Genomic DNA, 22,942 nt, shown 5'->3' with positions numbered 1-22,942 from the left:
TGCCGCGCGGCTTGTTCCGGCGCAATGGATCAACTGCCCGGAACAGGCGTTGCTGCAGTCCGTCCATGAGGAGAACGCCATGCCAGAGCTGACGATATCGCCCGAGAAGGTCGCCTTCCTGATCGAAAAGGCGCGCGAGTTCGACGTCAAGGAGCAGGCGACCGATGAGGAATCCGGCTCGAATGCCGTCGATGACGACATGGTCGACGTGCTCCAGGATAGCGGCGATGATCCCGTGGTGCGCGAGATCACCGGCTTCATCAACGCGATGACCGAGGACGAGCAGACCGATCTCGTCGCCTTGATGCGGCTCGGCCGCGGCGACGGCGATATCGACGAGTGGGACGATCTGCGCCGCGAGGCCGCCGGCCAGCGCGACCGCCACACCGCGCGTTATCTGCTGGGCGAGCCGATGCTCGGCGACCTGCTGGCGGAGGGCCTCGATGCGTTCGGCATCGATTGGACCGAAGGCCGCACCACGGCGGATTCGTCGAGCCCAAGCCAGCGCGACGAGGACGAGAAGCGGTAGGTCGTTCGGAAAGGCAGAGTCGCTGTATTCATAGCGCGGATGGCAAACAGAACTCACAGCTTTATTAGTTGGATTCGAATTCCTATTGCGCCGGCACTGCGCTCCCTCGCCCCGCTTGCGGGGAGAGGGTTGGGGTGAGAGGGACTCTCCACAGACACCGCGTTCGCGGAGAGCCCCCCTCACCCCGATTGCATCTCGCGATGCAATCCGACCTCTCCCCGCAAGCGGGGCGAGGTGAAAGCCCGGGATCGGCGTAGCAGGTTTCCGCGCCAGACCGCCCAAGGAAGTCTGTCTTACAGCGTGCCTGGGAAGGCGCCGCCGTCGAGCAGGATGTTCTGGCCGGTGATGTAGCCGGCCTTGGCGCCGCACAGGAAGGCGCAGGCGAGTCCAAATTCCTCGGGATCGCCGAAGCGACCTGCAGGGTTCGTCTTGGCGCGGTCGGCGAGGATCTGCTCCGGCGTGACACCGCGCTTCTCGGCCTCGCCCTTTGCCGTCGAGAGCAGGCGGTCGGTCTCGAACGGCCCCGGCAGCAGCGCATTGATCGTGACGTTGTTGATCACGGTCTTGCGCGACAGGCCGGCGACGAAGCCGGTGAGGCCGGCGCGGGCGCCGTTGGAGAGGCCGAGAATGTCGATCGGCGCCTTCACCGCGGCCGAGGTGATGTTGACGATGCGGCCGAACTTGCGCGCCATCATGCCGTCGACGGTCGCCTTGATCAGCTCGATCGGCGTCAGCATGTTGGCGTCGAGCGCCTTGATCCAGTCGTCGCGGGTCCAGTTGCGGAAATCGCCGGGCGGCGGGCCGCCGGCGTTGTTGATCAGGATGTCCGGATCCGGGCAGGCCTTCAGCACGGCGGCGCGGCCCTCGGGCGTGGTGATGTCGCCCGCCACTTCCGTGACGGTGACGCCAGGATTGGCCGCGCGGATCTCGGCCGCGGTCTTCGCCAGCACTTCGGCGCCGCGCGCCGTGATCGTGACATGTACGCCTTCATTGGCCAGCGCGATGGCGCAGGCGCGGCCCAGGCCCTTGCTGGAGGCGCAGACGATGGCGCGGCGGCCCTTGATCCCGAGATCCACGATTGATCACTCCGATATGTCAGTGAGGCTGGAAGAAAGATGGGCGCATTCTAGCCAACCGAATTGCCGCTGATAAGAGCAGCCGGCCTCTGCCGAATTGCATGGCTCGCTATGACGGGAGAGGCGGCGCCGCCGTGTCCGTCAGATGCGCCGTTCCTGCTTCAGCCGGTCGATCAGGCTTGCGAGCTCCGGAGGCAGCGAGCGGAAGCCTTTTGCGCCTGCGAGCGAGAGCATCGGCCGCAGGCGTGATCCCTCAAGGAAGCGCGGCTGACGCTCGGGGGGAACGATCCTGTCGAACACCAGCACCAGCGTGGTCGCGACCATGCCGGTGCGCACGGCGCCCAGCAGAGCGCCGCCGAGCCGGTCGCCAAAACCGGCCTCGGAACCGATCGCTTCGTCGAGCAGGATGCGGCCGATCTTGCCCAGCGCCATGCCGATGACGACGAAGGCGGCGAAGAACTGCAGCCAGTTCTGTGCCAGCGGAGTGCCGTGCACGTCGCGCAGTTGCGGGCTCATCGCCGCAACCGCGCCCATCGCCAGCGGCATCGCGAGCAGGTAGGCCAGAATCGTGATGGCGCTGCGCAACAGCCCGGTCGAGAAGCCGCTGTAGACGGCAACCATCAGTGCGGCACAAGCGGCGAGGTCGAAAGCGTTCATGGTTGCTCCGCCGCGGTTGTAGGCCGGGCCCGGTAAACGATTCCGGTTTGCGCTGCTTCAAATCGTCTGTATCAATGCGCCGCAACAAATGAGCAATCGTGGGAGGAACCATGTCCGAGCTGTTCGACGTCAGCCGCGAGGTGATCCTGATCACCGGCGCGAGCCAGGGGCTCGGCCGGCAGTTCGCCCGGGTTCTATCGGCGCGTGGCGCCGCCGTCGCGCTCGCGGCACGCCAGACCGGCAAGCTCAAGGCGTTGGAGGCGGAGCTCAAGGCAAGGGGTGGTCGCGCCGCCGCGGTCGAGATGGACGTGACGAGCATGGCATCGATCGTCAGGGGCATGGATGCGGCCGAGGCCGCGCTCGGACCCGTGACGGTGCTGATCAACAATGCCGGCATCGCGGTAGAGAAGCTCGCGGTCGAGCAGAGCGAGGCGGATTGGGACGCCGTGATCGGCGCCAATCTGAAGGGCGCCTATTTTGCCGCAACCGAAGCAGCTCGGCGCATGGCCGCGCGCAAGACCGGCGGCAACATCATCAACATCGCCTCGGTGCTCGGCTTCAGCGTCGTCAAGTTCATCTCGCCCTATGCGATCTCCAAGGCCGGCGTGGTGCAGGCGACCAAGGCGCTGGCGCTGGAGCTCGCGGCGAGCGGCATCCGCGTCAACGCACTGGCGCCCGGCTACATCGACACCGACATCAATCACGAGGTCTGGGAGACACCGGCGGGCGAGAAGCTGGTCAAGCGGATTCCGCAGCGGCGCGTCGGCCACGAGAGCGACCTCGACGGCGCGATCCTGCTGCTGGCGTCCAACGCCTCGCGCTACATGACCGGCAGCGTCGTCACGGTGGACGGCGGCTTCCTGCTGACGTGAGGCCCTGCTGATCGGCAGGTTGATTTCCCTCGATGGCGAGCGGTCTCAGCCTTTCAGCTCGCGCTTGATCATGTCGGCGGCCTTCTCGCCGATCATGATGGTCGGCGCATTGGTGTTGCCGCCGATCAGGGTCGGCATGATCGAGGCGTCGACCACGCGCAGGCCGGACATTCCGCGCACCTTCAATTCGGGATCGACCACGGCGAGCGGATCGTCGACGCCCATCTTGCAGGTGCCGACAGGATGGTAGACCGTATCGACGCGGGCGCGCAGGATGGCGCGGATGTCGTCGTCGGTCCTGACATCCGACGTGAACAGGTCGCGCTTGCCGAGGCTGCGCATCGCCGGCGTCTGCATCAGCCGCAGCGTGGTCTTGTAGCCGGCCACCATGGTTTCGAGATCGTCGGCCTCGCCCAGGAAGTTGGGATCGATCAGCGGCGCGGCGAGCGGATCGGCATTCTTCAAGCCGACCATGCCGCGGCTCTTCGGCCGGAGCAGACAGAAATGGCAGGAGAAGCCATTGCCGTGGCGCTTGCGGCCGTGATCGTCGGTGACGGCCATGCCGAAATGCAACTGGATGTCGGGCACGTCGAGATCAGGCCGCGTCTTCAGGAAGCCGCCGCATTCGGCGAAGTTCGAGGTCAGGACGCCGCGGCGCTCGCGGCGATATTGGCCGATGCCCGCCAGCAGCCGGCGCAGGCCCTTCGGCGACAGGGAAGAGAAGTTGGGGTTGTCGGAGGTGTAGGCGAAGATGAAATCCGGATGGTCCTGCAGGTTCTGTCCGACACCCGGCAAATGGTGGACGCCGGCGATGCCGAGCCGCGCCAGGGCGCTCGCGTCGCCGATGCCCGACAGCATCAGCAATTGCGGGGTCTGGAACGCGCCGGAGGCGAGGATCACTTCGCGCCGGGAGCGGATCTCCTTGACCTCCTTGCCCTGGCGATACTTGACGCCGACCGCGCGCTTGCCCTCGAACAGGATCATCGACGCATGCGCCGAGGTCTCGACCCGCAGGTTGCTGCGGCTGCCGAGATGCGGCTGGATGTAGGCCCGTGCCGCGCTCCAGCGCTCGCCATTCTTCTGCGTGACCTGATAGAGCCCGAGCCCTTCCTGCGTGTCGGCATTGAAATCGTCGCGGACCGGAAACTGCGCTTCGCGCGCCGCCTGGAGAAAGATGTCGTGCACGGGATTGTCGGTCCGCAGCCGGCTGACCGGCAGTGGTCCCGATTGGCCGTGATACGCGCCGTTGAACTCGGCGTTGTTCTCGGCGCGCTTGAAGTAGGGCAGCACGTCGTCATACGACCATCCGGTGTTGCCGAGGGAAGCCCAATGATCGTAGTCGGCGCGGTGGCCGCGGATGTAGACCATGGCGTTGATCGCGGAGGAGCCGCCGAGCCCGCGGCCGCGCGGCTGATAGCCGCTGCGCCCGTCCAGGACCTTTTGCGGCACGGTGGTGAAGGACCAGTTGTTGACGGGCCCCGCGACCATCAGGAACAGCATGTAGGGCGTGGTCACGATCCAGTTGTCGTTGCGTCCCCCGGCGTCGAGCAGCGCGACGGATGTCGCCGGATCTTCCGACAGGCGGCCGGCAACCGTTGCGCCGCCGCTGCCGCCGCCCACGACGATGAAATCGACCTCGTCCGTCACGCATCTCTCCCTGATGTTTGTTTTGCTTGTTGTTCGAATGTCGTTCCGGCGGCGCGCGGCAGGTGGCGAAGTCATTTGCGCTGAGCGTCGAACTCGGAATCGAGAGTTTGATCTGCACCCGATCGTCTCGGGATTCCTGGGGGCGCGCTCTGCGCCCCGGGAACGACGATTGGCTAGGACAGGAATCGCAGAAGCTTTTCGATCCGCGCGATGCTGGCGCCGTAGGGTGGATAGAGATCCTTCATGCGGTTGAAGGGAGAGCGGTAGAACACCGGCTTCAACTTGCTGAAGCTGTTGAAGCCCCATTCGCCGTGATAATGGCCGATGCCGGAGGCGCCGACGCCGCCCATCGGCTGGTTCATCTGCGCAAAATGCAGAAGGCAGTCGTTGATGGTGACGCCGCCGGAGACGGTGCGCGCCAGCACCGTGTCACGGGCCGCAGCGTCAGTGCCGAACCAGTACAGCGCGAGCGGCCGGTCGTGGGCGTTGATGTGGCGGATGACGTCGTCGGATTGCCGATAGGTCATGATCGGCAGCAGCGGACCGAAGATCTCCTCCTGCATGACCGCCATGTCCGCGCTCGCGCCGACCACGATCGTCGGTGGAAATTTCCGCAGCTTCTTCCAGGCCGGATCTTCCGGGCTGGTCGTGCTCAGCGTCCTGGCGCCGCGCGCGATCGCATCGCGCAGCAATCCTTCCAGCCTAGCATAGTGCCGCTCGGAGATGATCGACGTGTAGTCGCCATTGGCCGGGTTGGTGCCGAACATCTGCAGCATGTGCCGGTGCAGCTTGCTCGCGAATGCGTCCGCGTGCTGTTCGGGCACGAACACGTAGTCCGGCGCGATGCAGGTCTGGCCGGCGTTGAGCAGCTTGGCATAGGCGATGCGCTCCGCGGCTTCGTCGATGTCGGCGGAGACGTCGACGATGGTCGGTGACTTGCCGCCGAGCTCGAGCGTCACCGGGGTCAGGTTGCGCCCGGCGGCCTCGGCGACGATGCGGCCGACGCGGGTCGAGCCGGTGAAGACCAGATGATCGAACGGCAGCGCGGCAAAGGTCTCCGCGACGCCGTCCTCGATGCCGGTGACGATGAGCTCAGTCGGGTCGAAATTCGCCGCGATGAGCTCCTTGAGCAGCGCGGAGAAGTGCGGCGTCAGCTCGCTCGGCTTGATCATGACCCGGTTGCCGGCGGCGAGCGCGCCGATTGCTGGCGCCAGCGTCAGCTGCAACGGGTAATTCCACGGCGCGATGATGCCGACCACGCCGAGCGGCTGCGGAATCAGGCGGTTGCGCGCCGGCCAGAACTGCAGCGCGGTGGCGATGCGCCGCGGCGCCATCCAGCGCGGCAGCACCTTGAGCGTGTGCCTGATCTCGGCCTGCAGGAACAGCGTTTCGGCAATCGTCGTCTCGACGGCGCAGCGGTGGCCGAAATCGGCCGAGATCGCCTGCTCCAGGCGCTTCTCGTTGTCCGACAGCATCGCTCGCAGCCGCTTCAGGCCGTCCAGCCGTGCCGCGAGAGCGGGCGGGGGCGCATTGCGGGAGGCCTCGACCTGGGCGTGGAACGCGTCGTCGAGCGCCGAGAGGGCTGGGCTCTTCAGGGACTGGTCCATGGACGTCTCCTCGCGTGTACCGCGGCCGCGTGCAGGGCCGTCATTCTGGTTGGCTTAAAGCTGCCGCGTTGCGGGACCCTTGGCAAGCGCGGCGTCGGTTTTGCGCCGGCTGGGCGCGAGCGTGGAGCCAATCCATTTGGGGTGGGTGTCGTCGGTCCCTGCCGCTGCCCCTCGAAGAACTTGTCCTTGTCCCCAGCCCGGGCCGTGCCGTGGTCCCGGTCGGCAAATAGGTCGCTCTCATATGTATTTGTAATGTTGAGGTAATTTCTGATGTGAGTCGTGAGAGAGGCGGTGTCACAATCCGGCAAAAAAACTTCCCGAAAGGCCTTTCCAAACCGGCCTCGCATTGGTACATACCGCCCGCACCCGACGGCCGGCTAGGCCAACGGGCTCAAGCCTTCTCAGGAAGCCTTTGGGATGGATCGGCAGCGCCTCGGTGTCTGCCAGGACCGCCCGGCGCTTCTCTGAAGGTGACGCACAAGTTAACGCGGGGTGGAGCAGCCCGGTAGCTCGTCAGGCTCATAACCTGAAGGTCATAGGTTCAAATCCTATCCCCGCAACCATTGAGACCGACACTCCCGTAGCCGACGAGGCTGCGGGAGTTTTGGTTTGTGAGCTGCTGTGCAGCTGAGGACAGTGCCGTCTCCCCCTGAAGCGTGGCATCGGAAGATCCGGGAATTATCACCAGGACGGCGCTCAGGCGACCATGCGAGCCGGCAGACAATCTGCGAAGCGCGTGAACTGAAGTATTGAGGCAACGGCGAAATCCACAATCCGTCTGCCTGCGGTACAACCCCATTGCCCTGGCGTGGGAGCAAGCTTGCCCATTGCGCGAGCGCAGCCCACCGTCACGATGTCAGACGCAGCAGGTTGCGCACGGCAGGGCGCCATTCGCCGGTCATGGTGTATTCGAGGCCGAGACGTGCGCCGCAGGTGATCGCCAGCATCGTCAGCGGCGCCGAGATCGCCAGCGTCGAGAATGCCGACAGGCCCTGTCCGATCGTGCAGCCCATCGACATGATGCCGCCGGTGCCCATCAGCAGCGCGCCGGTCATGTGACGCTTCAACTCACGCGCGTCATCGCAGGCTTCCCAGCGGAAGACGCGCGAAAACATTGCCGCGACGAACGAGCCCAGGATCACGCCGGCGACGGAGCCGATCGCAAAGTCGGCCCGGCTGCCCGAAAGCGTGGCGATGTAGAGCACGGTATTGCCGAGCGGGGCAACGAAGGTCAGGGATGCCACGCGCGCCGGATCGAAATCGTCATTGCCGAGCCAGCTGGTGGCGAACCAGCCGAACGCCACCGCGCAGCCTACGGCGAGGCCGGAGAGCAGCAGGCGCGGCGATCTCACGAGGCGCCCGTCGGCCAATGCCCAGGCCGCGAGCGCGACCGCTGCGACGGAAACGGTTGCCGGCCGCGCATATGAGCCAAGTGCGGGCGACAGCAGCATATCCATGCCCTGGGTCATCGTTTCGGGCAGGCGTATGGAGAGCGGCTCGATCAGCGAGATGCGCAGGAATCCCGTGAGCCCGCGCATCGCGGCCAGGGCTGACACGCCCAGCACCAGAAACACGACGATGGCGCGCAGATCACCGCCGCCGATACGGACCAGTGTCCCGAAGCCGCAGGTGCCGACCAGGGCCATCCCGATTCCGAACGACAAGCCGCCGAGGATGGCGCCGCCGAGCGGAATGGACGACGTCAAGTAGATCGAGCGCGACAGGTCGATCAGGCCGAAGCTGGCGAGCAGCTGGGTTGCGACCAGCGCGACCGCGGCCGCCAGAGCGAAGGATTTGAGTCGCCGGGTATCGGCGCCGAAGAACGCGTCCTCCAGCATCGCGAGCGTACAGAAGCGGCCGGCGCGACCGGCGACGCCGAGAACGGCGCCCGCGAGCAGCCCACACATGAACGTCAGTGCTGATGGGCTGAGCATTCCTCTCCGACATCCTCGTTGGTTTCCTGGCATTGTGCGCCAGGAGCGGCGGGGACGCCAGACCTCTTGCGCCGCTACGGGGCGCGCCGATGCGAAGCCCGAGACCGCGAGGGCCAATCTGTCAGCGGCGGCGCTTGCGGACCGGCTCGCAATAGACGTCGTAGATCGCCGTCAGGATCTTGCGGACATCTTCGCTCGCAAGGCTGTAGTAGATCGTCTTGCCCTCGCGCCGCGTCGTGACCAGCCGGTCGAGCCTGAGACGGGCGAGCTGCTGCGAGACGGTCGACTGCCGCTCGCCCAGGAACTGCTCGAGCTCGGTGACGGATTTTTCGCCTTCGGCGAGGATGCAGAGCAGCAAAAGCCGGGACTCGTGGGACAGCGCCTTCAGCATCTCGCTGGCTTCCCGCGCCTTCTCGATCATCTGCTCGAGCTCGGCAGAGGTTTCGATGTCCTTCAACTTCGGCAGCGGCATGAATTCTGAATCCCTCGGTTGGCGGTCAGGAGCGGGCCGGAGCCCCGCTTGTAGCATTCATTATGCGGCCGAGCAGCCCAAAGAAGAACGCATCGCCGGGATAACCGCGGATGCGTCCGATCTCGCGGCCCTGATCGACCACCACGAAGGTCGGGGTGAACGCTCCCGGATCGATACCGGAAAGGTCCGTCGGCAGCGGCTTGGCAAGGTCGACCCGTCGCAGCGGCAGCGCGCGCCCCTCGTCGGTCTTGTCATAGATCGGACCGATTTCCGCGTTGAAGCGGGCGCACCAGCCGCAGCCCGGACGTTCGAACATCACGAGCTCGGAGGCGAACGCCGGGGACGAGAGGCAAATGCCGGTCACTACGGCTCCTGCGAGCGTTGCGAATCCGCGCGATGCACGTCTGCTGGTCATGCCGAGATCCTCTCTGGACTTGGCGGCCAATCTATCATTAAATTCGAATATGTACTAGTGCGCGATTTCCGAATCCTGCCCGGCAGGCCGGGCACGTAGCGCTGGCCGACCGGGGGGAAAGATGGATCTCGACGTCACGCTGGGCGCCGCGCTGGCCGCGGGTCTGTTGTCGTTTCTGTCACCGTGCATTCTGCCGCTGGTCCCGCCGTTCCTGTGCTACATGGCCGGCGTCTCGGCGGCCGACGCGATCGGCGAAACCAGCATGGCCCAGCGGCGGCGGACGGTGCTGACGGCGCTGTGCTTCGTCGGCGGTTTTTCGCTGGTGTTCGTCGGTCTCGGCGCCACCGCCTCGGTGTTCGGAAGGTTCATTGCCGGCCATCTCAGCCAGCTCGGCATCCTCGCTGGCCTCGTCATCATCACGATGGGGCTGCATTTCCTCGGGGTGCTCCGGATTCCGCTGCTGTACCGGAGCGCCACGATCGACGTCGGAAGCAAGCCGGCCGGCCTGCTCGGTGCGTTCGTGATGGGACTTGCCTTCGCCTTCGGCTGGACGCCGTGTGCGGGGCCGGTCCTTGCCGCCGTCCTGATGATGGCCGGCGCGGAGGCGACGGTGGGGAAGGGCGCGCTGCTGCTCGCCGCCTATTCGGTCGGGACCGGCATCCCGTTCCTGATCGCCGCTGCCTTCACGGGACAGTTCATGACCATGCTCAAGGGCATCAAGCCGCATCTCCCCCTGGTCGAGAAGACGATGGGCGGCTTTCTCGTCCTGACCGGCGCGGCCTTTCTCGCCGGCGTGATCCCGCGGATGTCGGAATGGATCTTCGAGCGCTTTCCGTCGCTCGCCACCATCGGCTGATCAGCCGAAGCGGAAGTCCAATAGATTGACGAAGGACTGCAGTTCGATCTCATAGCGATGCACCAGGCCGGCGTCGCTCTCGCGCGCCGCGCGGCCGATCTCGCCGGCACTCGTCGTGGCGCCGTCGATCAGGCGGCGGAACTCGGCCTGGCTCGCCACGTCGGGCGCGGCGAGGCCGTTGCAGCGTTGCAGCCGGTCGCGCAGCGCTGTGCCGGCCTGGACGACCTCGCCAGGCTCGGCCTTGCCCGCAGCGAACCGCGCAGCTGCGTTGCGCAACGCGTCCATGACGGGTGACAGGTCGAACACGCAATCGCTGAGTTCGACCACGCCGGCGTCCTGCCTCAGGGCGTGAAGCGACCGGCGCAACGCGGCAATGGCCGCCGCAGCGCGTGCCCCGTCACCTGCGGTCAGCGCTTCGTCCGCCTGCTTCAGGCGATCGTTTCCGGTGGCGATCAGCTCTGCAAAGGATTTGGCCGAATAGGGCGCATTGGAGCGCTCGGCGAGCCGGCTGAGCCTGCCCCAGGCGATCCGGGCGTCGTCGAGCTCGATCTGCGCCAGGCCCACATTGCCGGTGCGGCCATAGCTCGCGGCGGTGCGCAGGCTGGCCATCGCCGAGCGCATGAAGGCAGCGACGTCCGTGTTCTCTTCGGCGCGCCCACGGACGCCGTGCGTGAGGCATGACAGCACGAGCGACAGCATGATGACGCGGCGCAGCATCGAATGTCCTTTTCACATTCTCTTATTCGAATATCATGTATCGAAATTCCGTGGACTTGGCAAAGTGGACTTGGCAAAGCGCGCGAGCAGGCTGATGACGACGAACCGGACGATGACGCGGCGCGATCTGGTTGCGCTGCTCTCTGCTGCGGCGGCCGTCGGCCCGGCGTCGGCGCCGGCGCAGGCCGACGCGGCGCTCGGCGACGACGGGCTCTATCACCAGTCCTGGTTTCTCAACAGCTTCCTGGACCTGCGCGAGGATCTCGAAAGCGCGGCGTCGGAAGGCAAGCGGCTTGCGATCATGTGGGAGCTGCGCGGCTGCCCGTATTGCCGCGAGACGCATCTGGTGAACTTTGCCGATCAAGAGATCACGGACTACATCCGCGCCAATTTCGAAGTGCTGCAGCTCAACCTGCTCGGCGCGCGCAAGGTGATCGACTTCGATGGCAACGAGCTTGCCGAGAAGGAGCTCGCCGAGCGCTACGCGATCCGCTTCACGCCGACGTTCCAGTTCTTTCCGCCATCGGCCGAGGGGGTCTCTGCGAAGGAGCCGCTCGCGCGCGAGGTGGCGCGCGCGCCGGGCTATCTCAAGCCGCCGCATTTCCTCGCAATGTTCCGCTTCGTGCGCGAGAGGGCCTATGAGCGCGGCACCTTCCGCGACTATCTCGCTTCGACCAAGGGTTGAGTGCAGTGCGGCATCGAAATACGCTTGACACCAATCACATTATCAAATCATAATTCTTGAATATGATGGATCGTAAGTCCGTCGTGTCATCGTAAGGCGAGGGGACGCCTCGTCGGTCAGGGTGGAAACATGCGCCGTTTGATTCCGGCCGCCTTGCTCTGCGTGTTGCTGTCGGCAGCCGCGCGGGGTGACGAGCCGATCAGGCTCGATGTCGTCGACTATGTCATTCCGAAATCGCTGACGGGCGCGCCCGGCAATGCCGATGCCGGCAAGAAGGTGTTCTTGACGCGGACGCTGGGCAATTGCCTCGCCTGCCATCAGGTGTCGTCGCTGAAGTCGGAGGAGTTTCACGGCGAGTTCGGTCCGTCGCTCGACGGCGTCGCGACCCGCTACAACGCGGCGCAATTGCGCCTGATCGTCGCCGATCCCAAGCGCATCTTCACCGATACGGTGATGCCCGCCTTCTACAAGAACGACGGACTCAATCGCGTCAGGCCGGAGTTCGTCGGCAAACCCGTCCTCACCGCCGCGCAGGTCGAGGACGTCGTCGCCTTTCTCGAAACATTGAAGTAACCGCCTCTGGAGGATGATGCATGGGCGCAATCAACAGACGACAGGCGTTCCTTCTCGGCGGCGGTTTCGTCGCCCTGACGGTGCTGCCGATGGCCGCCAACGCCGAGCCGAGCAACGACGCGGCCGAGATGATCAAGAAGTTCACCGGCGGCAAGGAAGCGGCCAAGGGCAAGATCACGCTCGATCTGCCTGAGATCGCCGAGAACGGCAACACCGTGCCGCTCGCGCTCTCGGTCGAAAGCCCGATGACCGCCGAGAACTACGTCAAGGAAGTGCTGTTCGTGGCCGACGGCAATCCGAATGCCGGCGTCGCCACGCTGATGTTCACGCCGATGTCCGGCAAGGCCGAGGCATCGATCCGCATCCGTCTGGCGCAGACCCAGAACGTGATCGCGGTCGCGAAGATGAGTGACGGCTCGCTCTTCACGGAGCGCAAGACCGTCAAGGTCACCATCGGCGGCTGCGGCGGCTGAGACAGGGGAGAGACGAACATGGCAGACAAGCCGCGGATCAAGCTTCCGAAGGAAGCCAAGAAGGGCGAGATCATCCAGATCAAGACGCTGGTCTCGCATCTGATGGAATCGGGTCAGCGCAAGGATGCGCAGGGCAAGCCGATCCCACGCAAGATCATCAACAAGTTCACCTGCGAGTTCAACGGCAAGCCGGTGTTCTCCTGCGCGCTGGAGCCGGCGATCTCCGCCAACCCGTACATCCAGTTCGACGCAAGGATCGACGAGGAAGGTACGTTCAAGTTCGCATGGACGGATGATGATGGCTCCGTGGTGACGGCCGAAGAGAAGATCGCGTTGAAGGCCTGATCGGCAGCGTGTGATCGCTAGGAGGAGTGACGGATGTCCATTCGCTACGGTTCTCTCGCCGTCCTGGCTTCGGCCGCGCTGGCCCTGTCCGCAGTCGCGACGTTCGGCCAGGAGGCCGAACGGAAGGGCATTCCGGCGCCTCCCGGTCACGTCTTCAAGACCATCATCTCGGGCTATCAGTTCCGCACCAAGGAAACGCGCGCGCTCCAGGATGACGACCTGGAGAATCCCGGCTTCCTCGCGGTGGAGCGGGCCGCCGACGTCTGGAAGACGGTCGACGGCAGCGAAGGCAAGTCGTGCATGAGCTGCCACGGCGAGGCGGAAAAGACCATGAAGGGCGTCGGCGCCGCCATGCCCAAATGGAGCGATAAGCTCAACAAGCCGGTCAATCTCGAGCAGCAGATCAACATCTGTCGCACCGAGCACATGAAGGCGCAGCCCTGGGCCTTCAAGTCGAAGGAACTGACGGACATGACGGCGTTCGTCCGCTACCAGTCGCGCGGCATGCCGGTGGCGGTGAAGACCGACGGTCCGATGTCGCCATGGTTCGAGAAGGGCAAGGAGATCTACTATACGCGGGTCGGGCAGCTCGATCTCGCCTGCGCGTCCTGCCACGAGAAGAACAACGGCAAGTTCATGCGCGCCGATTTTCTGAGCCAAGGCCAGACCAACGGCTTTCCGACCTACCGGCTGCGCGATCAGCGCCTGATCCCGCTGCACGAACGCTTCGAGGGCTGCATGTTCGACGTTCGCGGCGTGCCCTACAAGCCGCTGTCGGACGAGTTCCTCGCGCTCGAAGTCTACGTCGCCTGGCGCGGCATCGGGCTGCCCGTCGAGACACCGTCGGTCCGCAACTAGCCGCGGACACAAGGAAGATACATCATGATATCGCGTCGCGAATTCGTTCAGGTCGCATTGGCGGCGGCTGCCCTGGCGGGTGGCTCCGGTCTTGCGGGTGCGACCCGCGCCTTTGCTCAGCAGAAGCTGACCGAGAAGGAGCTGCTGGCGTTCGATCCGGTCGGCAACGTCACCTTGGTGCATGTCACCGACATCCACGGCCAGCTGATGCCGCTGTATTTCCGTGAGCCGTCGACCAATCTCGGCGTCGGTGACGCCAAGGGCCAGCCGCCGCATGTCACCGGCAAGGATTTCCTCACCCGCTTCGGCATCGCGCCGGGCTCGTCGTCGGCCTATGCGCTGACCTCGGAGGATTTCGAGGCGCTCGCCAAGACCTACGGGCGGATCGGCGGGCTCGACCGCGCCGCCACCGTCATCAAGGCCATCCGCGCCGAGCGCGGCGACAAGGTCGTGCTGCTCGATGGCGGTGACACCTGGCAGGGCTCGTGGTCGTCGCTGAAGACCCGCGGCCAGGACATGATCGACTGCGTGGCGCTGCTGAAGCCGGATGCGATGACGGGGCATTGGGAGTTCACCTACGGCACCGAGCGCGTCAAGCAGGCGGTCGATGGTCTGGGCTTCCCCTTCCTCGGCCTCAACATCCGCGACACCGAATGGAACGAGCCGGCGTTCGAAGCCTCGACGATGATCGAGCGCGGCGGCGTCAAGATCGCGGTGCTCGGCCAGGCATTCCCGTACACGCCGGTCGCCAATCCCCGCTGGATGATTCCGAACTGGTCGTTCGGCGTGCGCGAGGAGGATGTTCAGACCCAGGTCGACAAGGCACGCAAGGACGGCGCCGGCCTCGTGGTGCTGCTGTCACACAATGGCTTCGACGTCGACCGCAAGCTGGCCAGCCGCGTCAAGGGTCTCGACGTCATTCTCACGGGTCATACCCATGATGCATTGCCTGAAGCGGTCAAGGTCGGCAAGACGCTGCTGATCGCGTCGGGCTCCTCCGGCAAGTTCGTCTCGCGGCTCGATCTCGACGTCAAGGACGGCGAGGTGAAGGGCTATCGTTACAAGCTGATTCCGCTGTTCTCCGACGTGATCACGCCGGATCCGGCGATGGCGGCCAAGATCGCCGAGGTGCGCAAGCCGTTTGCCGCCGATCTCGCCCGCCCGCTGGGACGGACCGAGACGCTGCTGTATCGCCGCGGCAATTTCAACGGCACGTTCGATGACCTCATCTGCCAGGCGCTGCTGCAGGAGCGCGATGCGGAGATCGCGCTGTCGCCGGGCTTCCGCTGGGGCACCAGCGTGATGCCGGGCCAGGAAATCACCTTCGAGGACGTCACCAACGCCACCGCGATCACCTATCCGGCCGTCTATCGCATGGGCATGACCGGCATGCGGCTGAAGGAGATCATCGAGGACGTCGCCGACAACCTGTTCAACGTCGATCCTTACTACCAGCAGGGCGGCGACATGGTCCGCATCGGCGGCATGTCCTACGCCATCGACGTCAACAAGCCGCAGGGGCAGCGCATCTCCGACATGCGCCTGATCAAGACCGGGGCCGCGATCGATCCGACGCGCGAGTATCAGGTCGCGGGCTGGGCCAGCGTCAACGAAGGCACGCAGGGGCCGCCGATCTGGGAGGTCGTGTCGAGCTATCTGCAGCGCCAGAAAACCGTTCGTCTCGAGCCCAACCGGGCCGTCAAAGTCTCCGGAGTGTGACGACGATGTCCAAGGACAAACTACTTCCCTCAGCCACACGCGCGTCGCGCCGTGGTTTCCTGACTGCAGCCGGCGGTCTTGCCGCCACGGCGCTGGCCTCGCAGGCGCGTGCCGGCGTCGGCAATCCCGCCAACCAGCCGCCGAACGTGCCGGAATGGACGCGGACCCTCGGCGAGGGCGTCGCTGTGCGCCCCTACGGCAAGCCGTCGAAGTTCGAGAAGGACGTCGTCCGCCGCGACGTCGAATGGCTGACGGCTTCGCGCGAATCCTCGGTCAGCTTCACGCCGCTGCATGAGCTCGAAGGCATCATCACGCCGAACGGGCTGTGCTTCGAGCGCCATCACGGCGGCGTGGCCGACGTCGATCCGGCCGATCACCGGCTGATGATCCATGGCCTGGTCGAGCGGCCGCTGCTGCTGACGCTCGACGAGCTCAAGCGCTACCCGCGCGTCAACCGCATCCACTTCATGGAATGCGCGGCCAACTCCGGCATGGAGTGGCGCGGCGCCCAGCTCAATGGCTGCCAGTTCACGCATGGCATGATCCACTGCGTGCAATATACCGGCGTCTCGCTGCGCACCCTGCTCGAAGAGGCCGGCGTCAAGACCAACGGCAAATGGCTGCTGGTGGAGGGCGCCGACTCCGCGTCGATGGATCGCAGCCTGCCGATCGAGAAGGCGCTCGACGACTGCATCATCGCCTACAAGATGAACGGCGAGGCGCTGTATCCCGAGCAGGGCTATCCGATGCGCCTGGTCGTGCCGGGCTGGCAGGGCAATCTCTGGGTCAAGTGGCTGCGCCGTATCAAGGTCGGCGACCAGCCCTGGCACACCCGCGAGGAAACCTCGAAATACACCGATCTTTTGCCGAACGGAAAGGCGCGGCGCTTCACCTGGGCGATGGATGCCAAGTCGGTGATCACGAGCCCGAGCCCGCAGGCGCCGATCAAGCATGGCAAGGGCTTCACGATCGTCTCGGGACTGGCGTGGTCGGGCAACGGCAAGGTCAAGCGCGTCGACGTGTCGCTCGATGGCGGCCGCAACTGGTGGCCGGCGCGGATCGACGGCCCGGTGCTCGACAAGGCGCTGACCCGGTTCTACTACGAGTTCGACTGGAACGGCGAGCCGCTGCTGCTGCAGTCGCGCGTCCAGGACGAGACCGGCTACGTCCAGCCGTCCAAGGCCGAGCTGCGCAAGGTCCGCGGCTACAACTCCATCTATCACAACAATGGCATCCAGACCTGGCATGTGCAGGCAAACGGTGAGGTCGAGAATGTCGAGGTCGCCTAAGCTCATCATTGCCGCCGCAGCGCTGGCAACGCTTGCGGGCTCGGTGGCGTTCGCCGGCGGTCCGAGCGAGAAGACCGAGGCCAAGTCCGATGCCAAGGCGCCGCAGCGCTTCAACATCGGCCGCGCGCCGAGCGCCGAGGAGATCCGCGGCTGGGACATCGACGTGCGTCCGGACGGGCAGGGGCTGCCAGTCGGCAAGGGCACCGTCGCCCAGGGCGAGAAGCTGTTCATGGACAATTGCGCCAGTTGCCATGGCGAATTCGGCGAGGGTGCCGGCCGCTGGCCGGTGCTCGCCGGCGGCAAGGGATCGCTGACATCAGACAATCCCGTCAAGACGGTCGGTTCCTACTGGCCCTACGCCTCGACGCTGTTCGACTACGTCCGCCACGCGATGCCGTTCGGCAGCCCGCAGTCGCTGAAGGTCGACGAGTACTACGCGCTGGTCGCCTATGTGCTGTATCTGAACGACGTGATCACCGATCAGAACTTCGAGCTGAGCAACAGCAATCTCGCCACGATCAAGATGCCGAACGAGGGCGGGTTCATCATGGATGACCGGAGCACGAGCGAGAAGGCGTTCTGGCAGAAGGATCCTTGCATGAAGAACTGCATCGCGCCGGTCAAGATCACCGGACGCGCGACAGCGGTCGACGTCACGCCGGAAGACAAGGACGGCAAGCCGCGAGGCGTCGAGTGAGGATTGCCGGATGCAGCCGCCGCCAGATGCTGTTGGCGGCCGCATCCGTCGCCCTGGCCGGAAGCGGGGTTGCGTCCGTCGCCACTGCAGCCGAGCCACATAGGCTCGCGTTGCAGATCAGCGACGAGGATCCGGCCAAGATGCGCGCGGTGCTCGACGTGGCCGCGAATGTCTCCCGCCACTATTCGGGCGAGGGCGCGGAGGTCGAGATCGTGATCGTCGCGTTCAATGGCGGCCTCGACATGCTGCTGGCCGACCGCTCGCCGGTGAAGGAGCGGGTGCTCGGCTTCGCCAAGTCGATGCCCAATGTGAGCTTCATCGCCTGCGGCAATACCTTGGAGACGCTCGCGAGCAAGGAGGGACGGCAGCCGCCTCTGCTCGACGGTGTCACGGTCGTCAAGACCGGGGTCGCGACCCTGCTGGAGCTGTCCGAGAAGAACTGGACGATCGTGCGTCCCTGAGGAATTTGCGATGCGGTGGTGGCTCGCTCTTGTCGTCTCGTTCATTGCGTCGATCGCCTTCGCGGCCGAGGAGCCGCGCGAGCTCACGATCGGCGGGCGTACGGCGCTCGGCACGCTCCGACTGCCGGCGCAGTCTGGACCGGATGTACCGCTGGTGCTGATGACGCACGGCACGCTCGCGCACAAGGACATGGAGACCATCCAGGGTCTGTCCAAGGCGTTGGCCGAGCGGGGGATCGCGTCGCTCGCGCACAATCTCGTGCTCGGTCTCGATCGCCGCACTGGCATGTACGATTGTGCCAAACCCCATGACTATGTGACGGACGATGCTGTCGTGGAGATCGCCGCCTGGCTGAGTGAAGCGCGCAAGACGTCGTCGCACGTCTTCGTCCTCGGTCATTCGCGCGGCGCCAATCAGGTCGCGCGCTATCTGGCCGCCAATCCCAAAGCGGCGGTCGACGGTGCGATCCTGCTGGCGCCCGCGACGGCGAGCATCGAGGCCGGTTTGAGAGACGCCTATGCGGAGAGCTACGGCCAGCGATTGGCGCCGCTGCTCGACAAGGCTGAGGCAGCGATCGCCGCCGGGCGCGGCGGTGATTGGATGTCGGTGCCGGGCTTCATCTATTGCCGCGATGCCAAGGTGACGGCGCGCGCATTCGCAGCATTCTATCGCGCCGACCGGCGTCAGGATACGGCGGCGCTGGTCGCCGATGTGAGCCTGCCGGTTCTGGTGCTTGCGGCAGCGCAAGACAAGACGGTACCGGACGTGGCAGCGTCGTTCGCGCCGCTGGCGTCACGCGCCGGCAGCCGTGTCCGACTGGAGACGATTGACGACGCAGATCACTTCTTTCGCGATCTCGCCGCCGAGGATGCCGCTGATCGCATCGCAGGATTCATTGCAGCCGCGCGTTAGGAGCCACCATGGAACGTCGATCTTTGATGCAAGCCGGTCTTGCCGGCCTGTTTGGAATCTTCGGTGTCAGCAGCGCACGCGCGGCGACGGAATCTCCGCGCCAGCGCGTCGCCTATCATCTCGCCGATCAGGACCGCGCCCTGTTCGTTCTCGGCAACCTCCAGAACCACGTCGATGGCACCGGAGGACCTGGACGCGCAGACATTCGCCTGGTGATCCACGGTCCGGGCTTGCGGGCCTTTCATGCGATTTCGGCCGACCAGACCATCTCGGCTCTGGCCGAGCGCCTCATGAAAGCCGGCGTCGGCTTCGAGGCCTGTGCGAACACCATGAAGGCGCAAGGCGTGAAACTCGACGATCTCTTGCCAGGGTTCGCGGTGGCGGAGAAGGGCGGCGTCGTGCGCCTCACGGAGCTGCAGCAGAGTGGATACGCCTACCTGCGCCCGTGACGGGCGCATGCGTCCTTGCCGATGCCGCCCGGCATGTTGAGCGGCAGGCCTGAACGACGGGAGCGCCTGTGCTCACCGCATTGATCGACCTTCTGGGTGAGGAGCTGGTGTCGCTGCTGTGCGGGCTCGCGGCCGGCGGCGCGTTCGGCTTCTTCGCCCAGCGCAGCCGCTTCTGCCTCCGGGCGGCCACGGTCGAGTTCGCGCGCGGGCAGGGCGGTCCGCGGCTGGCGGTGTGGCTCCTCACCTTCGCCTCGGCGCTGCTGGGCACCCAGGCGCTGGTGGCGATGGGCCTGCTCGACGTCTCCGAAGCGCGCCAGCTGGCGCAGCAGGGCAGCATTTCCGGCGCGATGATCGGCGGCACGCTGTTCGGCTGCGGCATGATCCTGGCGAGAGGCTGTGCCAGCCGTCTGCTGGTGCTCTCGGCCAACGGCAATCTGCGGGCGCTGCTGTCCGGCCTCGTCTTCGCGGTGACGGCGCAGTCGGCCTATCGCGGCCTGCTCGCGCCGGCACGCGAGTGGCTCACCAATCTTTGGCTCGTCGACGGCGGACCGTCGCGCGACATCATGAGCCTGTTCGGCGGGGGTACGCCCGAGAAGCTCGGCTTCGGCATGCTGTGGTTCCTGGCCGGGCTCGCCGCCGTGTCGAAGTTTCAGGTTGGCCCGAAGATCCTGCGCTCGGCGGTGGCCGCGGGCGCGGCGGTCGCCGGGGGCTGGCTCCTCACCTATCAGCTCGGCCAGGCCTCGTTCTCGCCGGTGCCGCTGAAGAGCCTGACATTCAGCGGTCCTTCGGCGGAGCTGCTGATGCAGGTGCTCGCCAGCCCGCAACTGAAGCCGGGCTTCGATCTCGGCATCATTCCGGGGGTGTTCATCGGCTCGTTCGTTGCGGCTGCGCTGGCGCGTGAACTCAATCTCGAAGGCTTCTCGGATGGGCGCGGCATGCGCCGTTACATGATCGGCGCCGTCCTGATGGGATTCGGTGCGATGCTGGCGGGCGGCTGCGCCGTTGGCGCCGGCGTAACCGGGGCATCGGTGTTTGCGCTCACAGCGTGGATCGTGCTCGGTGGCATGTGGTTGGGTGCGGCCGTCACCGATTTTGTCGTCGACCGCTGGCTGTTCGCCACCAAGCCGGCGCAGAGCCCGGTTCAGTCGCCCTCCGTCATGCCTTCTTGAGGCATCCTGCGGAAGCGAGCCTGCTTCTGCTGAGCGGCATTGGACATGCAGCGTCAAGGCGCAGCATCCATGAATCTCCGGGACCTGTCTGTCACAGGCTCGTCGACGCGTGGCGTGTCGGCGCACTTCAAGCCTCCGACGAAGAACATTGTCTGATCAGATCGGATCGAGCCCGAAGACACGCGTCTTTGCGTCGTCACGCCGGAGCGCAGATCGCGTAGTCCGCGGATTGGCCACAGGAGATGCGTGCCGAACACGGCATTCGGACCATCGTGCCCGATCATGACGTTGGTAGATTCCAGTCTGGAAATCCCGCCCGTTAACCAATTTGCGAAGGTCGGGTGATACCGTCGCGAGGGGACGACGCAATCATGCGGCGGACCGATACGAATCGCCGGGACTACGAAAGGCACGCGTGATGTCGCAACTCTCCATTCGAGCAAAAATGGCGGCCGTCATTGCGCTGCTGCTGGTGGCGATGACCATCGTCGGGTTGCTGGCCGTCCGCGGCATGCAGACAATCAATACGCATACCGAACAGATCGCCAAGAACTGGCTGCCGAGCGTGCGCGTGCTCGGCGAGTTGCGTTCGGCGATCAATCTCAATCGGGCGCAGCTGCGAGCCTACATGACGGCAGATACGACTGAGGAGAAGGACAATCTCGACCGCAACATGAAGGCAACGCTCGCCGTCATCGCGACGGCGCGCCGCTCCTATGAGGCGATGATCTCGTCGGCCGAGGAGCGCAGCCTGTTCGAGAGCTGGTCGCGGGGCTGGGAGCAATATGTCAAGGCTGCCGATGGTGTGCTCGAGGTGCTGCGCGCAGGGAACGGCAACGCGACCAAGCAGGCGAGCGATCTGTTCAACAAGACGGTCCGGAGCGTCGCCAATCAGTCGGACGAATTTCTTCGAAAGCTGATTGACCTCAACAATCGTGGCGCCGACGCCGAAACCAAGATCGCCGCGGATGGCTATGCCGAGGCATTTGCATTGATGTCGACGGTCATCGTCCTTGCCGTTCTCACCGGCATCGGCGTCGGAAGCTGGTTCGTTCGCGACATTTCCCGGTGCATCGCTTCCATCATCAGGCCGATGCAGGCGCTCGGTGAGGGTAACCTGGCGATCGAGATCCCCTATCGCGGTCAGAAGACCGAAGTAGGCATGATGGCCGACGCCCTGGAGGTTTTCAAGACCGCCTTGATTGCGAAGAAGCAGGCCGACGATATCGCTTCGAGAGAGGCAGAGGTGAAACTGGAACGCGGCCGGCGCCTCGACGAGATCACTGGCCGCTTCGAGGCCGTGGTCGGCGAGATCGTCGACACCGTGTCCACGGCATCGAGCACTTTGGAAGGTCACGCCGGCGGGCTCAGCAACACGGCGAGCCGCGCACAGAACCTGGCCACATCCGTCACCGCGGCTTCCGAGGAAGCCTGCACCAATGTGCAGTCGGTGGCATCTGCGACCGAGGAGCTCTCCGCGTCCGTCAACGAGATCAGCAGGCAAGTCCAGGATTCAGCCCGGATGGCCAATGAGGCGGTGGCACAGGCCCGCAGGACCAATGAACAGGTCAGCGAGCTCTCGAAGTCCGCTGCCCGCATCGGCGACGTCGTCGAGCTGATCAATACGATTGCCGGACAGACCAATCTGCTCGCGCTGAATGCAACGATCGAGGCCGCACGCGCCGGCGAGGCCGGCCGTGGATTTGCGGTGGTCGCATCCGAGGTCAAGGCGCTGGCCGAGCAGACGGCGAAGGCCACGGGCGAGATCGGCCAGCAGATCTCCGGCATCCAGTCCGCCACCCAGCAATCGGTCGGTGCCATCCGCGACATCAGCATCACCATCGAGAAATTGCAGGAGATTTCGTCGACGATCGCATCGGCCGTGGAGCAGCAGGGCGCTGCCACGCAGGAGATCTCGCGGAACGTCCAGCATGCGGCGGCGGGAACGCAGCAGGTCTCAGCCAACGTTGCGGATGTGCAGCGCGGTGCCGTCGATACCGGAGCCGCCGCGTCCCAGGTGCTGTCCGCCGCGAAATCGCTGGCCAACGACAGTGCCAGACTGAGCATGGAAGTGAAGAAGTTCATCGCCGGCGTGAGAGCCGCCTAGGAACTCGCAGCGACTGAGAGCCGCGCAGATCCGATCTCGCCGCCATTCGCCGGCCCGCGTCGGAGTGCTGGACAGGTGCGCAGGCCCGGCCACCACGCGCCGGGCATCGCTTCTGCGTTGGCCTGCGAGCCTCATCTCGAGGACTTCTCCCGCGGCCGCGGCAAGCGGCGCGACCGAGTCGCGTGGTGACGATGGACCTGCGAGAGGCCGCGCCGACATGAACAGAGCGTGGGGCTGCGGCGGATCATGCTCCACTGCGGCTTGCTCGGGCCTGCCATCCCCGAGGTCGTCCGTGCCGCTGATTCCTCGCCGTCACGCTGCCGCAGGACCTCGCCTTTCACCTATCGGCACCGGCCGATTTATAATTGCATAAATTCGAATATATGCATATAGTGGCGTACGTCGGTCGCGGCGCTGGGCCG

The 22,942-nt window shown here is 65.3% G+C and carries 24 protein-coding genes and 1 tRNA gene; 17 read left to right on the top strand and 8 right to left on the bottom strand.

Annotated elements, in window-relative coordinates; genetic code table 11:
- The first annotated feature begins 79 nt into the window (after positions 1-79).
- Positions 80-529: a DUF3775 domain-containing protein gene (locus tag ACQR0U_RS21305; protein ID WP_315718078.1), complete on the top strand. Its 450-nt coding sequence runs from the start codon at positions 80-82 to the stop codon at positions 527-529.
- 293 nt (positions 530-822) lie between these two features.
- Here the strand turns inward: ACQR0U_RS21305 and ACQR0U_RS21300 are convergent, their stop codons facing one another.
- On the bottom strand, positions 823-1,605 hold the full coding sequence (locus ACQR0U_RS21300) for an SDR family oxidoreductase (protein ID WP_315753786.1): 783 nt from the start codon (positions 1,603-1,605) through the stop codon (positions 823-825).
- Positions 1,606-1,746: 141 nt separating this feature from the next.
- On the bottom strand, positions 1,747-2,262 hold the full coding sequence (locus ACQR0U_RS21295) for a CvpA family protein (protein WP_315718075.1): 516 nt from the start codon (positions 2,260-2,262) through the stop codon (positions 1,747-1,749).
- A 110-nt stretch (positions 2,263-2,372) separates the two neighbouring features.
- Here ACQR0U_RS21295 and ACQR0U_RS21290 point away from each other — a divergent pair, with 110 nt between their 5' ends.
- Positions 2,373-3,134 carry an SDR family NAD(P)-dependent oxidoreductase gene (locus ACQR0U_RS21290; protein WP_315718074.1) on the top strand — a complete coding sequence of 254 codons (762 nt, stop codon included), beginning with the start codon at positions 2,373-2,375 and terminating at the stop codon, positions 3,132-3,134.
- 45 nt (positions 3,135-3,179) lie between these two features.
- On the opposite strand, the gene ACQR0U_RS21285 is transcribed toward ACQR0U_RS21290, so the two are convergent.
- A complete protein-coding gene (locus tag ACQR0U_RS21285; protein ID WP_434872240.1) occupies positions 3,180-4,781 on the bottom strand; it encodes a GMC family oxidoreductase in 1,602 nt (533 codons plus the stop codon).
- A 173-nt stretch (positions 4,782-4,954) separates the two neighbouring features.
- Positions 4,955-6,388 (bottom strand): coniferyl aldehyde dehydrogenase, encoded by a 1,434-nt coding sequence (locus ACQR0U_RS21280; RefSeq protein WP_316171771.1) that lies wholly within the window; start codon positions 6,386-6,388, stop codon positions 4,955-4,957.
- 486 nt (positions 6,389-6,874) lie between these two features.
- On the opposite strand from ACQR0U_RS21280, the gene ACQR0U_RS21275 reads away from it, so the two are divergent.
- Positions 6,875-6,951, top strand: a tRNA-Met gene (locus ACQR0U_RS21275).
- A gap of 285 nt (positions 6,952-7,236) precedes the next feature.
- Here ACQR0U_RS21275 and ACQR0U_RS21270 read toward each other — a convergent pair.
- From ACQR0U_RS21270 to ACQR0U_RS21260, 3 genes are all read right to left on the bottom strand, one after another.
- The gene (locus tag ACQR0U_RS21270) at positions 7,237-8,322 is read right to left on the bottom strand and encodes a YeeE/YedE family protein (RefSeq protein ID WP_315718316.1); all 1,086 of its coding nucleotides are present in this window, start codon (positions 8,320-8,322) and stop codon (positions 7,237-7,239) included.
- Between the two features lie 121 nt (positions 8,323-8,443).
- Positions 8,444-8,794 (bottom strand): ArsR/SmtB family transcription factor, encoded by a 351-nt coding sequence (locus ACQR0U_RS21265; protein ID WP_315718315.1) that lies wholly within the window; start codon positions 8,792-8,794, stop codon positions 8,444-8,446.
- Positions 8,795-8,819: 25 nt separating this feature from the next.
- Positions 8,820-9,209, bottom strand: coding sequence for a thioredoxin (locus tag ACQR0U_RS21260; RefSeq protein ID WP_315754880.1), 390 nt, complete (start codon positions 9,207-9,209; stop codon positions 8,820-8,822).
- Between the two features lie 121 nt (positions 9,210-9,330).
- Here ACQR0U_RS21260 and ACQR0U_RS21255 point away from each other — a divergent pair, with 121 nt between their 5' ends.
- On the top strand, positions 9,331-10,065 hold the full coding sequence (locus ACQR0U_RS21255; protein WP_315778323.1) for a cytochrome c biogenesis CcdA family protein: 735 nt from the start codon (positions 9,331-9,333) through the stop codon (positions 10,063-10,065).
- Here ACQR0U_RS21255 and ACQR0U_RS21250 read toward each other — a convergent pair whose 3' ends face one another.
- On the bottom strand, positions 10,066-10,782 hold the full coding sequence (locus ACQR0U_RS21250; protein WP_316166779.1) for a hypothetical protein: 717 nt from the start codon (positions 10,780-10,782) through the stop codon (positions 10,066-10,068).
- Positions 10,783-10,876: 94 nt separating this feature from the next.
- Here ACQR0U_RS21250 and ACQR0U_RS21245 point away from each other — a divergent pair, with 94 nt between their 5' ends.
- From ACQR0U_RS21245 to ACQR0U_RS21185, 13 genes are all read left to right on the top strand, one after another.
- Positions 10,877-11,467, top strand: coding sequence for a thioredoxin family protein (locus tag ACQR0U_RS21245; protein WP_316166780.1), 591 nt, complete (start codon positions 10,877-10,879; stop codon positions 11,465-11,467).
- A gap of 129 nt (positions 11,468-11,596) precedes the next feature.
- A complete protein-coding gene (gene soxX / locus ACQR0U_RS21240; protein ID WP_434863484.1) occupies positions 11,597-12,040 on the top strand; it encodes a sulfur oxidation c-type cytochrome SoxX in 444 nt (147 codons plus the stop codon).
- Between the two features lie 20 nt (positions 12,041-12,060).
- On the top strand, positions 12,061-12,513 hold the full coding sequence (soxY, locus tag ACQR0U_RS21235; protein WP_315718310.1) for a thiosulfate oxidation carrier protein SoxY: 453 nt from the start codon (positions 12,061-12,063) through the stop codon (positions 12,511-12,513).
- An 18-nt stretch (positions 12,514-12,531) separates the two neighbouring features.
- Positions 12,532-12,858 carry a thiosulfate oxidation carrier complex protein SoxZ gene (soxZ, locus tag ACQR0U_RS21230; RefSeq protein WP_315718309.1) on the top strand — a complete coding sequence of 109 codons (327 nt, stop codon included), beginning with the start codon at positions 12,532-12,534 and terminating at the stop codon, positions 12,856-12,858.
- A gap of 33 nt (positions 12,859-12,891) precedes the next feature.
- Positions 12,892-13,716, top strand: a complete 825-nt coding sequence (gene soxA / locus ACQR0U_RS21225; RefSeq protein ID WP_315772267.1) for a sulfur oxidation c-type cytochrome SoxA — start codon at positions 12,892-12,894, stop codon at positions 13,714-13,716.
- Between the two features lie 24 nt (positions 13,717-13,740).
- Positions 13,741-15,435, top strand: coding sequence for a thiosulfohydrolase SoxB (gene soxB, locus ACQR0U_RS21220; protein ID WP_434872239.1), 1,695 nt, complete (start codon positions 13,741-13,743; stop codon positions 15,433-15,435).
- A gap of 5 nt (positions 15,436-15,440) precedes the next feature.
- Positions 15,441-16,724, top strand: a complete 1,284-nt coding sequence (gene soxC, locus ACQR0U_RS21215) for a sulfite dehydrogenase (RefSeq protein ID WP_316166781.1) — start codon at positions 15,441-15,443, stop codon at positions 16,722-16,724.
- Complete coding sequence (locus ACQR0U_RS21210) at positions 16,663-17,421, top strand: c-type cytochrome (protein WP_315754837.1); 759 nt, start codon at positions 16,663-16,665, stop codon at positions 17,419-17,421. Before soxC ends, ACQR0U_RS21210 begins: the two co-directional genes overlap by 62 nt.
- Positions 17,422-17,447: 26 nt before the next feature.
- Positions 17,448-17,882: a DsrE family protein gene (locus tag ACQR0U_RS21205; RefSeq protein ID WP_316171783.1), complete on the top strand. Its 435-nt coding sequence runs from the start codon at positions 17,448-17,450 to the stop codon at positions 17,880-17,882.
- 10 nt (positions 17,883-17,892) lie between these two features.
- Positions 17,893-18,795: an alpha/beta hydrolase gene (locus ACQR0U_RS21200; protein ID WP_315718304.1), complete on the top strand. Its 903-nt coding sequence runs from the start codon at positions 17,893-17,895 to the stop codon at positions 18,793-18,795.
- A gap of 8 nt (positions 18,796-18,803) precedes the next feature.
- Positions 18,804-19,244: a DsrE family protein gene (locus ACQR0U_RS21195; RefSeq protein WP_409978004.1), complete on the top strand. Its 441-nt coding sequence runs from the start codon at positions 18,804-18,806 to the stop codon at positions 19,242-19,244.
- Between the two features lie 68 nt (positions 19,245-19,312).
- Positions 19,313-20,413, top strand: coding sequence for a YeeE/YedE family protein (locus ACQR0U_RS21190; protein WP_315754833.1), 1,101 nt, complete (start codon positions 19,313-19,315; stop codon positions 20,411-20,413).
- A 418-nt stretch (positions 20,414-20,831) separates the two neighbouring features.
- The gene (locus tag ACQR0U_RS21185) at positions 20,832-22,520 is read left to right on the top strand and encodes a methyl-accepting chemotaxis protein (RefSeq protein WP_316171756.1); all 1,689 of its coding nucleotides are present in this window, start codon (positions 20,832-20,834) and stop codon (positions 22,518-22,520) included.
- Positions 22,521-22,942: the final 422 nt, after the last annotated feature.

The sequence above is a fragment of the Bradyrhizobium sp. HKCCYLRH3097 genome (assembly GCF_051167875.1).
GTDB lineage: Bacteria > Pseudomonadota > Alphaproteobacteria > Rhizobiales > Xanthobacteraceae > Bradyrhizobium.
This window is presented reverse-complemented; position numbering and strand designations above follow the sequence as displayed.